The 12,945-nt window shown below is 64.7% G+C and carries 14 protein-coding genes; 5 read left to right on the forward strand and 9 right to left on the reverse strand.

The features are described from left to right. The first annotated feature begins 11 nt into the window (after nt 1-11). On the forward strand, nt 12-1,019 hold the full coding sequence (locus LIW09_RS08330; RefSeq protein WP_256645189.1) for a sensor histidine kinase: 1,008 nt from the start codon (nt 12-14) through the stop codon (nt 1,017-1,019). Between the two features lie 51 nt (nt 1,020-1,070). Here the strand turns inward: LIW09_RS08330 and ppnN are convergent, their stop codons facing one another. The 5 genes from ppnN to grxD form a co-directional block, all read right to left on the reverse strand. After that, a complete protein-coding gene (gene ppnN, locus LIW09_RS08335; RefSeq protein ID WP_256647187.1) occupies nt 1,071-2,462 on the reverse strand; it encodes a nucleotide 5'-monophosphate nucleosidase PpnN in 1,392 nt (463 codons plus the stop codon). A gap of 115 nt (nt 2,463-2,577) precedes the next feature. Then, entirely contained in the window at nt 2,578-5,937 is a 3,360-nt protein-coding gene (locus tag LIW09_RS08340; RefSeq protein WP_256645190.1) for a TonB-dependent receptor, read from the reverse strand. 213 nt (nt 5,938-6,150) lie between these two features. After that, a complete protein-coding gene (locus LIW09_RS08345) occupies nt 6,151-6,744 on the reverse strand; it encodes a YhgN family NAAT transporter (RefSeq protein WP_256645191.1) in 594 nt (197 codons plus the stop codon). Between the two features lie 4 nt (nt 6,745-6,748). Continuing rightward, the gene (locus tag LIW09_RS08350) at nt 6,749-7,468 is read right to left on the reverse strand and encodes an SDR family NAD(P)-dependent oxidoreductase (protein ID WP_256645192.1); all 720 of its coding nucleotides are present in this window, start codon (nt 7,466-7,468) and stop codon (nt 6,749-6,751) included. A gap of 2 nt (nt 7,469-7,470) precedes the next feature. Beyond that, nucleotides 7,471-7,794: a Grx4 family monothiol glutaredoxin gene (gene grxD / locus LIW09_RS08355; protein WP_256645193.1), complete on the reverse strand. Its 324-nt coding sequence runs from the start codon at nt 7,792-7,794 to the stop codon at nt 7,471-7,473. A 134-nt stretch (nt 7,795-7,928) separates the two neighbouring features. On the opposite strand from grxD, the gene LIW09_RS08360 reads away from it, so the two are divergent. After that, nucleotides 7,929-8,507 (forward strand): superoxide dismutase, encoded by a 579-nt coding sequence (locus LIW09_RS08360; RefSeq protein WP_256645194.1) that lies wholly within the window; start codon nt 7,929-7,931, stop codon nt 8,505-8,507. An 82-nt stretch (nt 8,508-8,589) separates the two neighbouring features. Here the strand turns inward: LIW09_RS08360 and LIW09_RS08365 are convergent, their stop codons facing one another. Together LIW09_RS08365 and purE are read right to left on the reverse strand one after the other, a co-directional pair. Beyond that, nucleotides 8,590-9,735 carry a 5-(carboxyamino)imidazole ribonucleotide synthase gene (locus tag LIW09_RS08365; protein ID WP_256645195.1) on the reverse strand — a complete coding sequence of 382 codons (1,146 nt, stop codon included), beginning with the start codon at nt 9,733-9,735 and terminating at the stop codon, nt 8,590-8,592. Between the two features lie 14 nt (nt 9,736-9,749). Beyond that, nucleotides 9,750-10,256: a 5-(carboxyamino)imidazole ribonucleotide mutase gene (gene purE, locus LIW09_RS08370; protein ID WP_256645196.1), complete on the reverse strand. Its 507-nt coding sequence runs from the start codon at nt 10,254-10,256 to the stop codon at nt 9,750-9,752. Nucleotides 10,257-10,315: 59 nt separating this feature from the next. Here purE and LIW09_RS08375 point away from each other — a divergent pair, with 59 nt between their 5' ends. Genes LIW09_RS08375 through LIW09_RS08385 form a run of 3 tightly spaced genes read left to right on the forward strand, consistent with a single transcriptional unit; the run spans nt 10,316 to nt 11,791 of the window. Then, nucleotides 10,316-10,585: a Trm112 family protein gene (locus tag LIW09_RS08375; RefSeq protein WP_256645197.1), complete on the forward strand. Its 270-nt coding sequence runs from the start codon at nt 10,316-10,318 to the stop codon at nt 10,583-10,585. Further along, the gene (gene nadC, locus LIW09_RS08380; RefSeq protein ID WP_256645198.1) at nt 10,582-11,454 is read left to right on the forward strand and encodes a carboxylating nicotinate-nucleotide diphosphorylase; all 873 of its coding nucleotides are present in this window, start codon (nt 10,582-10,584) and stop codon (nt 11,452-11,454) included. The genes LIW09_RS08375 and nadC overlap by 4 nt, the downstream gene beginning before the upstream one ends. Before the next feature lie 4 nt (nt 11,455-11,458). Beyond that, entirely contained in the window at nt 11,459-11,791 is a 333-nt protein-coding gene (locus LIW09_RS08385; RefSeq protein ID WP_256645199.1) for a DUF3301 domain-containing protein, read from the forward strand. A 28-nt stretch (nt 11,792-11,819) separates the two neighbouring features. Here LIW09_RS08385 and LIW09_RS08390 read toward each other — a convergent pair whose 3' ends face one another. Together LIW09_RS08390 and LIW09_RS08395 are read right to left on the reverse strand one after the other, a co-directional pair. After that, nucleotides 11,820-12,290 (reverse strand): ClpXP protease specificity-enhancing factor, encoded by a 471-nt coding sequence (locus LIW09_RS08390; RefSeq protein ID WP_256645200.1) that lies wholly within the window; start codon nt 12,288-12,290, stop codon nt 11,820-11,822. Nucleotides 12,291-12,302: 12 nt separating this feature from the next. Further along, the gene (locus LIW09_RS08395) at nt 12,303-12,938 is read right to left on the reverse strand and encodes a glutathione S-transferase N-terminal domain-containing protein (RefSeq protein ID WP_256647188.1); all 636 of its coding nucleotides are present in this window, start codon (nt 12,936-12,938) and stop codon (nt 12,303-12,305) included. Between the last annotated feature and the right edge of the window lie 7 nt (nt 12,939-12,945).

Raw genomic sequence — 12,945 nt, forward strand, 5'->3', positions numbered from 1 at the left:
CGCTATCCACCATGATGCTTTCCAACGACCCGCTTGCCGCACTGTGGCGCCCGCCAGCCCTGATGGGCGTGATATTGGGCGGCGAGGCGGTAGCCGCCATTCTTGCGCTGGCGCCCGCCCATGCCGATGACCGGCTGGTGCAATTCGGCCTGGCGTCGCTGGGCGTGCAATGGGTGGCGCTGGGCACGCTGTGCGCGCTGTTTCTCCTGCGCCGGCAGATCGGCCGGTTGCCACCATTGCGCATGGCCTGGGTTTGCCTGGCACTGTTTCTGGGCATGAGCCTGCTGGTGGCGGCAGGCGCCTGGAGCGTGCTCAGCATGAGTGGTGCCGCCGACAGCACCCGCCAGGCCTTCATGCTGCGCATGCTGGGGCTGGCGCTGGTGGTCGGCTTGATCGGCTTGTTGACCTACCAGAATTATTGGCGCTCGCGGCAACTTGCAGTCCGCGCCAAACAACTGGAACTGGAAGCGCTGCAAGCACGGATCCGGCCGCATTTCCTGTTCAATACGCTCAATACCGGCGCCGCCCTGGTGCACGCCAGGCCGGATGAAGCCGAGCGCGTGCTGCTGGATCTGGCCGACTTGTTCCGCAGCGCCCTGCGCGGCCCGCAATTGATTCCGCTGGCCGAGGAACTGGCACTGACGCATCGCTATCTGGAAATCGAGGCACTGCGCTTCGGGCCTCGTTTGCGGTTGGCGTGGAATGTCCCCGACGTGCTGCCGGATACGCTGGTGCCCTCGCTTTCCATCCAGCCGCTGGCGGAGAACGCGATCCGCCACGGCATCGAACGCCTTGCCGACGGCGGCTGCGTGGATGTCAGCGTGCGCATCGGTCTTCACGAGGTGGACATCATCATCGGCAACGACCTGCCCGCGCTCGCAGGGCGCTCCGAGGGCCACGCCGTGGGCCTTGCCTCGGCGCGCGAACGGGTGATGGCGATGACCGACCACCGCGGCCGCGTGGATGCGGGCGTGGAGGATGGGCGCTTCGTCGCGCGGGTGCGCCTGCCGCTGGGATGACTGCCGCCCGCCATTGCCCCCACCCGGGTGGAGGGCAATGCGGAATCGGCGTCAGGACACGACGCGATAGCAGGGCTTGTAGTCGCCCGAGATCTTCATCCGCTGCTGCTGCACGAAGGCGCGCAGCAGGCCATCCAACGCCTGCATGATGTCGGAATCCCCGTGGATCTCGAACGGCCCGCGTGCCTCGATGCGACGCATGCCGTCTTCCTTCACGTTGCCCGCCACGATGCCGGAAAACGCGCGACGCAGATCGGCGGCCAGTTCAAACGGCTTGCGTCCGTGGTGCAGGTCCAGCCCGGCCATCAGCTCGTGCGTGGGGATGAACGGCTTCTGGAACTCCAGCGGCACGTCGATGCCCCAGTTGAAGAAAAACGAGTCGCGCTGGGCGATGCGCTGCTCTTTCACCTTGCGGATGCCGCTTTCCATGCGCTTGGCCACCTTCGCGGGATCGGCCACGATGATCTCGTACCGGTTTGCCGCATCATCCCCCAGCGTCAGGCGGATGAACCTGTCGATCTGTTCGAAATACGGCGCCGCACCGGTGGGGCCGGTCAGGATCAGCGGGAAGCGCAGGTGCGCGTTTTCCTCGCGCAGCAGGATGCCGAGCAGGTACAGGATTTCCTCGCAGGTCCCCACGCCGCCGGGGAACACGATGATGCCGTGGGCCATGCGGACGAAGGCCTCCAGGCGCTTCTCGATGTCCGGCATGATCACCAGGTGGTTGACGATGGGATTGGGCGATTCCGCCGCGATGATCCCCGGCTCGGTGATGCCGATGTAGCGGGTGCGGTGCCGCCGCTGCTTGGCATGGGCGATGGTGGCCCCCTTCATCGGCCCCTTCATCGCACCCGGGCCGCAGCCGGTGCAGATGTCCAGCCCGCGCAGGCCCAACTCGTACCCCACCTGCTTGGTGTATTTGTATTCCTCGTGACCGATGGAATGGCCGCCCCAGCACACCACGAGGTTGGGATCGGACGGGTGCAATACGCGCGCGTTGCGCAGCAGGCGGAACACCGCGTCGGTGATGCCGGACGACGTGTCCAGCTTGGCCTCGCCTTCGAGGTCGATGGCGGTGAACGCGATGTCGCGCACCACGGCGAACAGCAGTTCGGCGACGCCGGCGATGATCTCGCTGTCCACGAACGCCATCGCCGGCGCATTGCGCAACTCGATGCGTACGCCACGGTCTTGCTGGCGCACCTCGATATCGAAATCGGGATACAACTCGGCCGCCGCGCGCGGGTCGTCGGACGCGCTGCCGGAGGTGAGTACCGCCAGCGCGCAGCGGCGCAGCAGGTCGTGCAGGCCACCGGAAGACGCGTCGCGCAGACGCGCCACTTCCTCGCGGGAAAGCACGTCCAGCGCGCCTTTCGGATAGATGTGGGTGTTGACGGTGGGAAGAGTGGAAGTGGATGGCTCGGTGGCCGCATCAGGCGGCATGTCTGGGGTCGTTTTCATGCGGATCACTTTAGCGCAGGCGGCAATCCGCGCGCACGAAAAAAAACGGCCGGGTTGCCCCGGCCGTTTTGGCACGCCGTAAACAGCGGCGGCTAATTCAGAACTTGTACCGCAGCGTCACCCGCATCGACCAACGCTGCGACGGATTGAAGCTCTCGTTCGGCGAGAGATCCGTCGGCGCGTACGTACCGGCTGCACCGTAGCGGCTGGTGTTGGAGATGTCGTAGATGTACTTGCCAATATCACCGGACGTGCAGACCGCACTGACCGCGGTGCAAACCCCGCTGACGTCGGCGAGGTAGCGGTAGAGCGGGAAGCTGGCCCGATACTCCACACCCCATTTGCTGTTCAGCAGGTTGAGGAAATTGAAGATGTCAAGGCGGACTTCGCCCTTGTGACCCGCCATCAGGCCCGGGATCTCCTGCGAAAAGCTGAGATCGAGCTGGTTCACCCAAGGCGCGCGCGCAGCATTGCGATCGAAGATCTGCCCGCGACGCCCCTGCAACTCGGCATTGCTGCTGACGAATCCCCAGAACGATGCTTCCTTCGCCTGCGACGCCGCATTCGCCCACACGATGTCGCCCGGCTGCTTCGGGACGTATGCGAGCGCGTTGAAGATGCCCACACCCTGAATATCGCTGTTGAACGTCCAGCTATACGGCGAGCCGTCGTGCCCGTCATAGAACGCCGAAACGCGGGTCACGTAATCACCGAAGAAGCGATGCTGCCAACTGAGCTGGGCGATCACTCGGTTGGGGATCGAATAGTTGGAGATTCCTTCCTCTTCCGCACCCACGTCAGCGAACGTACGGCTTGAATAGCTGCTGTAAGCCACGCTGGACGTACCAGGATTGACATCAGTTGCCCGGCTATACGTATAGGAAAGACGCCCACTCCAGTCGTTGCTGAACGGCTTGCGCAACGACACGGTGAAGTTGTCCGACTTGCCCTTGTCCGTATTCGTCAAAAGGATGACGTTGCTGAATGACGGGTTCCGGTTCCAGTAGTCTGTCCCGTTGAGCGTCGAGAGGTTCTGATTATACGTCGGACGTCCGTCCGGCAGCATGCCGGTCGGCGCGCCCATGTTGATGTCGACGTAGCGGATGCCCTTCACGACATCGAGATGCTGGTATTCCATCGTGCCGATAAGTCCAAACCACGGCAACTCCTTGTCAATGCCAAGCGTGAACTTCGCCACTGTCGGCATTTTGAAATCAGGATCTACGACGTTGACAGTCATCGTCGACTTGCCCAGTCCCGGAACCGCGGGCGTTCCGGACGGAAGCTGGCTGTAAGGATCAGAATTGAAGGGCAACGAACTGGTGTTGCTGGTGGAATCGAACGTCGCAACGGACACACCATTGTTGGAATACGGGTTGGCCACCCACACCGCGGGGGTATTAGAAATGAATAGACCCGCACCGCCACGGAGTTGGGTCATCCGCTCCGTATCGAAGCTGTAGTTGAACGAGAAGCGCGGCTGGACAACGCCATTGCCGTCAATGCTGTTGGTGTTCGGATAACCGAATCCACCGACCGCCGCGTTCGGATTCAACGCATTCGCCTGCAGGTAGCAGGAACCATGGCTTCCGAGGGAGCCGGCACCCGGCGCCGCCGCAAAACAAGGGTTCAACGTCGGATCCGGGTTGATCTTCGGCAAGTCGTAACGAAGACCATATTGGATGGAAAGCTGATCGGTGGCCTGCCAAGTGTCCTGCAGGAAAAACCCGTACTGCTTCATCTTGAACTGCGCGGCGACGTCCCTGTCCAGCGTATAACCGGTTGCGGGCGACTTGAACTGGTACCGGTAGACGCCGGACGTCGGATTCGCCACCGCCTGCGCGAACAGCGCCGGCGAAAGGAACTCATACGACCCATAGTAGTTCTGGAGGAACAGGTTGTAGAACTCGTCCTGCTGGTAGTCCACGCCCGCCTTGAGCACATGGTTGCCTATGTACCAGTTGCCGGCAAGATAGGCGGTGTAGGACTTCGTGCTGAGGACATTCGCCTGGCTGGAGTACTCGGTTCCCAGCACGATTGAAGGACCGTTGCTGAGGCCATTGGTATGAACCGTGATAGCGGGCTGCGCTTCGCCGAAAAGCGGTCCACGGAGCTGGTCGAACTTGCTGTAGCCGACGGAGAATTCGGTGGAGAAGCTCTCAGACCAGTCGTCGTAAAGGCTCAGCGTCGCGCCGGTGCTCTTCTTGTCCAGACCGTACCAGTTGCTGGGCAGGTTGACTCGCTGGCTGTTCCCTTGGACGATGATCGGCTCGTCTTCCTTGGTCTGGCTCCAGCGAAGGCTGGCACGGTGGGAATCATTGATGTTCCAGTCCAGCTTGACCAGCGCGCGCTTGGACTCCATGTCGGCGGTGGTGCTTTCAGAAGGCTGGGCCAAGCCTGCAGCTGCGGCCGTTGCCATCACCGCGTCAATGTCAGCCTGACTGATGCCCGACGCCTTGAACCCCTTGCTGCCGTCCGATGCGCCCCAGAGGCCGTTCAACCCCTTCTTTTTGCCTTCTTCGTATGACACAAAGAAGAACAGCTTGTCCTTGATGATTGGGCCACCGAGGGTGAAGCCGACGGTCGTGTCTTTTTCAAAGCCATTCCACTTGGTCAGGGCGTTCCTGTTCGTACCACCCTTGCCGATCATATCCTTGGCGTCTTGGTAAACGTAATAGAGCGAGCCGTGCAGATCGTTGGTGCCCGACTTGGTGACAGCGTTGACCCACGCGCCCACACCGCGACGGGTCGCAACATCGTAGTTTGCGGTCGAAATGTTGTAGCTCTCGATCGCGTCCTGTGAGATCGGGGTACCCTTGGTTGGCAGGCCATTGTCATTCAGGCCGAAGGGGTCGCCTGCTTGAATGGTGTCAACCGTGATGCTGTTGTAACGAAAGTTCTGTCCCATCGCGGAAAAGGCGCCACGGTCGCGATCAGTCACCACCACGTTGGGATCGGTGCGCACTACATCCTGAATAGAGCGATCAGGCGACGGCGTGCGATCCAGGTCAGCGCGGGAAATCGAGGTCCCCATGCCGCGATTGTCTGCGGAGAATGTGTTGTCCGCTTGGCCAACCACTACGACCGTATCGAGCGTCGTAGCGCCTTCGGCTTGCAGCTTCGCATTGACCGTCGCCACCTGATCCAGTCCGAGATAAATGTTGCGCTCGGTGTCGGTGCCCTCGCCTGTCTTGGTGACGGTAACGGTGTACGGACCACCCACGCGCAGGCCACGGGCACTGTAGCGGCCGCTGGCATCGGTGATCGCACGGCTGACCGTGCCCGACTCGACGTGGGTGATGGTGACTTCGGCACCGGCCACGGGCTGGCCACCAGCGGTAACGACCTGACCGCCGACGCCGGCGGAGGTGCTTTGCGCGAACACCGGAGCTGCGGCAAGCGCAACGATCAAGCCCAGTGACAGCTTGGACAGCCGGGCGCGGTTCGGATGCTTCATGGGATATGACCTCTGAGAATGGAGAGATAACGGCAAGCGATTGGTGGCAGAAGCCGACACCCTCGCCATGCAACGGTTGCCGGCACTTTATTGTGGGGCTCCCGCAGCCATACCCAGGCGCACGGGATTACCAAAGTTTAACACGGTAGCCGGAGTCGATGACCGCACGATGACAGGGGTGTGACGGGGCGCACGGACGCCTCGCCCACAGGATCAGCGCACGCTGCCGAGGTAGGACGCGATGCCGTCCAACAGCATCTGCACCGAGATCGCCACGATCACCATGCCCATCAGGCGTTCGACCGCGGTCAACACACGCGTGCCCAACAGCTTCTTCAGCCAGGTGGCGCAAAACAGGATGATGGCGGTTGCCAGCCACGCCAGCGTCAGCGCCAGCATCCAGTCGCCCATCCGGCCCGGCTCCTGACTGCCCAGCAGCATCACCGCGGCCATGCCGGAGGGGCCGGCGATCATCGGGATGGCCAACGGCACGATGAAGGGCTCACTGCCCGGCACATCGCCCATCACGCCGTCGGCAGTCGGGAAAATCATGCGCAGCCCGATCAGGAACAACACGATGCCGCCGGCAATGGACACCGACTCCTGGCGCAGGTGCATCAGGTTGAGCGCGTACTGGCCGCCCCACAGGAACAGCATCAGCACCGCCAGCGCGATCAACAGTTCACGCGCAAGCACCTTGCGCTGGCGGGCCGGCGACAGCTCCTTGAGCAGGCTCAGGAAGACCGGGATGTTGCCCAGCGGATCCAGGATGAAAAACAGCAGCAGGGCAGCGGCGGTAATGGTCATGGGGTCAGGCGTCCCGGTGGCGGATCTTGCCGCGCCAGGCATCGCCGGCGGGAGTGAGCAGTTCCACGCAGGCGTCGGCGAACTCATCCGGCGGCCGCGCCTGGGTGTCGGCATTGGGCTGGAAGGCGCGCCCGCGCAGCCCGCTGCGCATCGGCCCCGGACGATACCCGCTGACACGCGGCCCGTGCGCGCCCAGTTCGGCCTGCAGCATGTTCACCATCGTCGCCTGCGCGGATTGCGCCATGCCATAGCCGCCCCAGAACGCGCCGTCGGAACGCTGCGGATCATCCATGACGAACACGGCCGCGCCGGCATCGGCCTTCGCCAGCAACGGCAAGCAGGCCTGGGTCAGCCACCAGCGCGCGGTCAGGTTGACGTGGATGGCACGCGCGACATCGGCAGGGTCGGTGTGCAGCAGCGGGGTCAGCCCTTTGAACTCGGCGGCACAGTGCAGCAAACCGTCCAGCCTGCCGAACTCGCCGTCGATGGCCTGCGCCAGCTGGTCGTAGTCGTCGGGCGCCGCGCCTTCCAGATCCAGCGGATACAGCATCGGCTCGGGTCCAACCGCCTTCACCGCGTCATACACGCGATTGAGTGGTGCCACCTTGCGCCCCAGCAGCACCAGCGTCGCGCCCGCCTGTGCGCAAGCCAGCGCTGCTGCCGCTCCCAGCCCACCACTGGCGCCCGTGATCAGGACGATGCGGCCCTGCAGTGCGTCTTGCATGTTCACGACTTCTGCGCGTCCGCGACCAGGCGTGCCAATTCACCGGACTCAGCCAGCTCGACCGTGATGTCGCAGCCGCCGATGAGTTCGCCATTGATGAACAGTTGCGGGAACGTCGGCCAATCGGAATAACGCGGCAGGTTGGCGCGGATCTCCGGCTCTTCCAGCACGTTGACGGTATGCAGGTCGCTGGCGTCCGCAGCCTTCAATGCCTGCACCGCGCGGCTGGAAAAGCCGCACATCGGGAACTGCGCCGTGCCTTTCATGAACAACACGATGGGATGACCCTCGATCTCGGCGCGAATGCGCTCTTCCACGGACGACATTGGCAAAACTCCTGCAACGGTGTGGCCCGCGCGCTTCACGAGGCGGCAACGCGCTTGAGGGATAGAATTGGCCATTGTAATTCTTCGCGCGGCCCCGGCCGCACCCCGCCCATCCATCCAACCAGGAGCCCATCGTGGCCATCGAACTGCCTGCCCTGCCCTACGACCGCACCGCGCTGGAACCGCATATCTCGGCCGAAACCATCGATTTCCACTACGGCAAGCACCATCAGGCCTATGTGACCAATCTCAACAACATGATCGCCGGCACCGAGTTTGCCGACATGGCGCTGGAAGACATCATCCGCACGTCGCAGGGTGGCATGTTCAACAATGCCGCGCAGGTCTGGAACCACAGCTTCTACTGGAACTGCCTGAAGCCGAACGGCGGCGGCGAGCCCGGCGGGAAATTGGCCGATGCCATCAATGCCGCGTTCGGCAGCTTCGCCAAGTTCAAGGAAGAGTTCAGCAAGACCGCCATCGGCACCTTCGGCTCCGGCTGGGCGTGGCTGGTGCAGCGGCCGGACGGCGCGCTGGCGCTGGTCAGCACGCCGAACGCGGCCACGCCGCTGACCGGCGATGACACGCCGCTGATGACCTGCGACGTGTGGGAACACGCCTACTACATCGACTACCGCAACGCCCGCCCGAAGTACGTCGAGTCGTTCTGGAACCTGGTGAACTGGACCTTCATCGCGTCGCAGATGAAATAAGCCAGGCGCCATCGGGCCACGACAACGGCCGGGGGGACCCGGCCGTTGTCATTTGCGCAACATCCCTCCGCAGCCTGCAGGTTCAACCCTCGCGCAAGCGCGACACCACCGGCGCCACCTGCGCCTGGCGGTCCAGCGCATCGCCAACCCGCGCCAACGCATCGGCAAGCTCCGCCGGCGACTCCGCACGCAGCGTGGCATGCCCCACTTTGCGCCCGTCACGGGGTTGCTTGCCATAATCGTGCCAGTGGCCGCCGGCCTCGCGCAGCACGCCCGCCGCCGCCGGCATCGCCCCGATCCAGTTGAGCATGCAGGCCGTCCCCACCATGCGGGTGTCGCCCAGCGGCAGTCCGGTCACCGCGCGCAGATGGTTCTGGAACTGGCTGGTCTCGCTGCCTTCAATGGTCCAGTGCCCGGAGTTGTGCACGCGCGGCGCCATCTCGTTGGCCAACAGCACGCCATCGCGGCAAAACAATTCCAGCGCGAATACGCCGACATAGTCCAGTGACTCGGCCAGTGCCCGCGCGTGCTCTAGCGCAGTATCGCGCATCGCATCGGTGGTCGTGGCGGGCGCCAGGCTGGCCGACAGCACGCCTTCGACATGCCAGTTTTCGGTCAGCGGCCAGGCGCGGAATTCGCCGCCACGGCCGCGAACGGCCACCACCGACAGTTCGCGCTGGAAGGCAACGAAGCCTTCCAGGATCAGCCCGACCTTGGCCGCCTGCGCGCCCAGCGCCGCCCAGGCGGCATCGATATCGGCAGGCGTCTTGATACGGAACTGTCCCTTGCCGTCGTAGCCCAACCGACGCGTTTTGACAATGCAGGGCGTCCCGATATCGGCCACTGCCGCCTGCAACTCCTCGCGGGTGTCGATGGCGGCAAACGGTGGCACCGGGATGCCCAGTTCGCGGAACAGGGTTTTTTCGGCAAGCCGGTCCTGCGCCACGGCCAATGCACGGGGATTCGGGAACACCGGCACGCGCGCGGTCAGCCACTGCGCGGATTCGGCCGGCACGTTCTCGAAATCAAACGTCGCCACGTCGATGCGCGACGCGAATTCCGCCAGCACGTCGCGGTCGGTGTAGTCGCCCACCACCATCGGCGCGAACTGGCCGGCGCAGGCATCCGCCACCGTGTCCAGCACCAGGAAGCGCAGCCCAAGCGGCGCGCCGGCCAACGCCATCATGCGGGCCAACTGGCCACCGCCGAGGATGCCCACGGTCGTCATCGGAAGCGCCTGCGTCACTTGCGCGGGTCGTCGTTGTTCACGACGTCCTCGGTCTGCCGGGCCCGGAATGCCGCCAGCGCGCCGGCAATCGACGGCTGATCGGCAGCCAGCATCGCCGCCGCGAACAGCCCGGCGTTGGCAGCGCCGGCATTGCCGATCGCGAACGTCGCCACCGGGATCCCGGCTGGCATCTGCACGATCGACAGCAATGAATCCATGCCGTTCAGCGCCTTGCTCTGCACCGGCACGCCCAGCACCGGCACCGCGGTCTTGGCGGCCAACATGCCCGGCAAATGCGCCGCGCCGCCGGCACCGGCAATGATCGCGCGCAGGCCGCGCTGGCTGGCGGTCGCCGCGTATTCGAACAGCACGTCAGGCGTGCGGTGCGCGGACACCACGCGCACTTCGTAGGGCACGCCAAGCGCTTCCAGTTTCAGCACGGCATGCTGCATCGTCTCCCAGTCGGAGCGCGAACCCATGACGATGCCGACCAGCGGAGCGGCGTTGTTGGAAGCAGGCATGGCAATCCCCAGTCGCTAAAGACGTATTCTAACGGCCCCCGTTTCCGGTTGCCCGCCCGATGGATCGCAAGCTGCTCGACATCCTGGTCTGCCCCGCCTCCCGCCAACCGCTGTCGATGCTGGAGGCGGCCGGACTGGACGCATTCAACCGCGCAATCGCCGCCAACGGCGTGAAGCGCAACGACGGCAGCGCGCAGCAGGCGCCGCTGCACGAAGCGCTGGTAACCCGCGACCGCAAAACCGTCTATCGCATCGATGACGGCATCCCGGTGCTGCTGGCCGAAGAAGGCATGGCCAGCGCCCAGGTCGAGCACTTCCCCGCAGCATGAGCGGCGCACCGACGCCACCGCCGACGGCGCTGATCGAGGCCAACGTGGCCGCCGCTCTGGCCGAGGACATTGGCCCGGGCGATGCCACCGCCGCATTGCTGGATGATGCCGACGATTGCGCGCATCTGCTGTGCAAGGAAGATTGCGTGGTCGCAGGCCGGCCGTGGTTCGATGCCTGCCATCGCGCGCTCGATCCCGGGGTGCGCATCGACTGGCGCTGCGATGAGGGCGACCGTATCGCCAAGGGCACGGTCATCGCCACCCTGCACGGTCGCAGCCGCGCGTTGGTCAGCGCCGAGCGCGCATCGCTCAATTTCCTGCAGACGCTCAGCGGCACCGCCACCGTCACCGCCCGCTACGCCGATGCGGTGCGCGGCACCGGCACCGTCATCCTGGACACGCGCAAGACCTTGCCCGGCCTGCGCCAGGCGCAGAAATACGCGGTCCGGGCCGGCGGTGGCCACAACCACCGGATGGCCCTGTTCGATGCGGTGATGCTGAAGGAAAACCACATCCGCGCCTTCGGTTCGGTGGCCGCGGCGATCGAACGCGCACGCTGCCTGCATCCGGAATTGCCGCTGATCGTGGAGGTGGAAACCCTGGCGCAGCTGCGCGATGCGCTGGACACCGGCTGCACGCGCATTCTGATCGACGACTTCGACGCGGCGACCCGACGCGAAGCCGTGCGCATCGCCAGGGACGCGCCACATCACGGGCGCATCCCGCTGGAAGTCTCCGGCGGCGTGGACATGGCCACGCTGCGCGGGATCGCCGAGGATGGCGTGGACTGCATCTCGATCGGCGCGTTGACCAAACACGTCCATGCCATCGACTTTTCCCTGAAACTGGGCCCACCGCCTGCATCCTGACCCAATGCCCACCCTGCTCATTTTGCTGATCGTCGGCGCTGCCGGATTCTTCTTCTTCACCGCCGCCCGCGCCGCTGCCGAACGCGCCACCGAGATCGGCCGCGATGCCTGCGAAGCCGCCCGCGTGCAATGGCTGGACCAGTCGGTGCACGCCATCGGCATGCGCCTGCGCCGCAAGGACAACGGCTGGCTGGGCCTGGAACGCAGCTTTCGCTTCGAATACTCGGAAGACGGAGAAAGCCGGCACATCGGCCGAGTGGTACTGCTGGGCGACAAACTGATCGGCTTCAGCGGCCCCAGCCGCGCCGCGCAGGCGGTCGTGGCCATGCGCCAATAATCGGCGCCGCGCCTTGCCTTGCCTTGCCTTATTTGACGATGCGCAAGTGGCCACCGCGCCTGGGCGGTTCCGGCGACGGATCCGGAGGCGCGTCGGATTCGTCATGCACATCCGCGAGCGAAACCTCAAGCGCCGCCTCGGCGGGGGAATCGGGCGGAACGGGATGCGGATCCTCCGGCAGCGCCATGCCCTGCCCGGACTCGCGCGCATAAATCGCGATCACCGCCGCCATCGGCACCACCACGTTCTGGCTGACGCCTCCGAAACGCGCGGAGAAGCGCAGCGCATCGTTGTCCATTGCCAGCCGCACCACCGCACGCTCGGCGATGTTCAGCACCACCTGGCCATCCTTGACCGTATGCGCGGGAACGCGCACGCCAGCCACGCGGGCATCCACCAGCACGTGCGGGGTCAGGCCATTGTCGGCAATCCACTCGTAAATCGCCCGCAGCAGGTACGGACGCTGGCTGGTCATCGGGGGCGGCGCCCGCTCACTCATCGCCGTGCACGCTCACGCCGGGATCTCGCGCAGGTGCTTTTCCTGCTCGGTCAGGCTGCGCACGAAGCCGGGATTGCGGAAAATGCGGTTGCCGTAGTCTTCGATCACCTTGCCATCCTTCGGCAGCGCCACGCCCAGTGACTCCAGCCGCCAGATGATAGGCGCCATCGCGCAATCCGCGAGGCTCATTTCCGGATTCAGGAAGAACTTGCTGGCCTTGAACAGCGGCAGCGCAGCGGTGAGCAGCTCTTTCAAGCGCTTGCGACCGGCTTCCGCCTGCTGCTTGCTGCCGAGCTGGATTGCCTGCACCTGCGGCACCCAGTCGTGCTCGATGCGCAACATGGCCAACCGCAGCCGGGCCCGCGAAAGCGGATCCACGGGCATCAGCGGCGGATGCGGATAGCGCTCGTCCAGGTATTCGCTGACCACGCTCGCCGCGTACAGCACCAGGTCGCGCTCGACCAGCGTTGGCACCGAGTGATACGGGTTGAGGTCGATCAGATCCTCGGGCGGGTTCTGCGAATCGACGGGGATGAAGTCATAGGTGACGCCTTTGGCGGCCAATACCAGGCGAACCCGGTGGCAGAGGACGTCATCCACGGAGGAAAACAGGGTCAAGGCATTTCGCATGCGCGGACTCACAGCCATCATCAGC

Origin of the sequence: Thermomonas paludicola (genome assembly GCF_024498955.1) — a bacterium.
Lineage (GTDB): Bacteria > Pseudomonadota > Gammaproteobacteria > Xanthomonadales > Xanthomonadaceae > Thermomonas > Thermomonas paludicola.

What these genes read in the sequence shown, in the direction of transcription:
- LIW09_RS08330 (WP_256645189.1), top strand. Translation starts at nt 12, where the DNA reads ATGATGCTTTCCAACGACCCGCTTGCCGCACTGTGGCGCCCGCCAGCC.
- ppnN (WP_256647187.1), bottom strand. Translation starts at nt 2,462, where the DNA reads ATGCCGCCTGATGCGGCCACCGAGCCATCCACTTCCACTCTTCCCACC.
- LIW09_RS08340 (WP_256645190.1), bottom strand. Translation starts at nt 5,937, where the DNA reads ATGAAGCATCCGAACCGCGCCCGGCTGTCCAAGCTGTCACTGGGCTTG.
- LIW09_RS08345 (WP_256645191.1), bottom strand. Translation starts at nt 6,744, where the DNA reads ATGACCATTACCGCCGCTGCCCTGCTGCTGTTTTTCATCCTGGATCCG.
- LIW09_RS08350 (WP_256645192.1), bottom strand. Translation starts at nt 7,468, where the DNA reads ATGCAAGACGCACTGCAGGGCCGCATCGTCCTGATCACGGGCGCCAGT.
- grxD (WP_256645193.1), bottom strand. Translation starts at nt 7,794, where the DNA reads ATGTCGTCCGTGGAAGAGCGCATTCGCGCCGAGATCGAGGGTCATCCC.
- LIW09_RS08365 (WP_256645195.1), bottom strand. Translation starts at nt 9,735, where the DNA reads ATGACGACCGTGGGCATCCTCGGCGGTGGCCAGTTGGCCCGCATGATG.
- purE (WP_256645196.1), bottom strand. Translation starts at nt 10,256, where the DNA reads ATGCCTGCTTCCAACAACGCCGCTCCGCTGGTCGGCATCGTCATGGGT.
- LIW09_RS08375 (WP_256645197.1), top strand. Translation starts at nt 10,316, where the DNA reads ATGGATCGCAAGCTGCTCGACATCCTGGTCTGCCCCGCCTCCCGCCAA.
- nadC (WP_256645198.1), top strand. Translation starts at nt 10,582, where the DNA reads ATGAGCGGCGCACCGACGCCACCGCCGACGGCGCTGATCGAGGCCAAC.
- LIW09_RS08385 (WP_256645199.1), top strand. Translation starts at nt 11,459, where the DNA reads ATGCCCACCCTGCTCATTTTGCTGATCGTCGGCGCTGCCGGATTCTTC.
- LIW09_RS08390 (WP_256645200.1), bottom strand. Translation starts at nt 12,290, where the DNA reads ATGAGTGAGCGGGCGCCGCCCCCGATGACCAGCCAGCGTCCGTACCTG.
- LIW09_RS08395 (WP_256647188.1), bottom strand. Translation starts at nt 12,938, where the DNA reads ATGGCTGTGAGTCCGCGCATGCGAAATGCCTTGACCCTGTTTTCCTCC.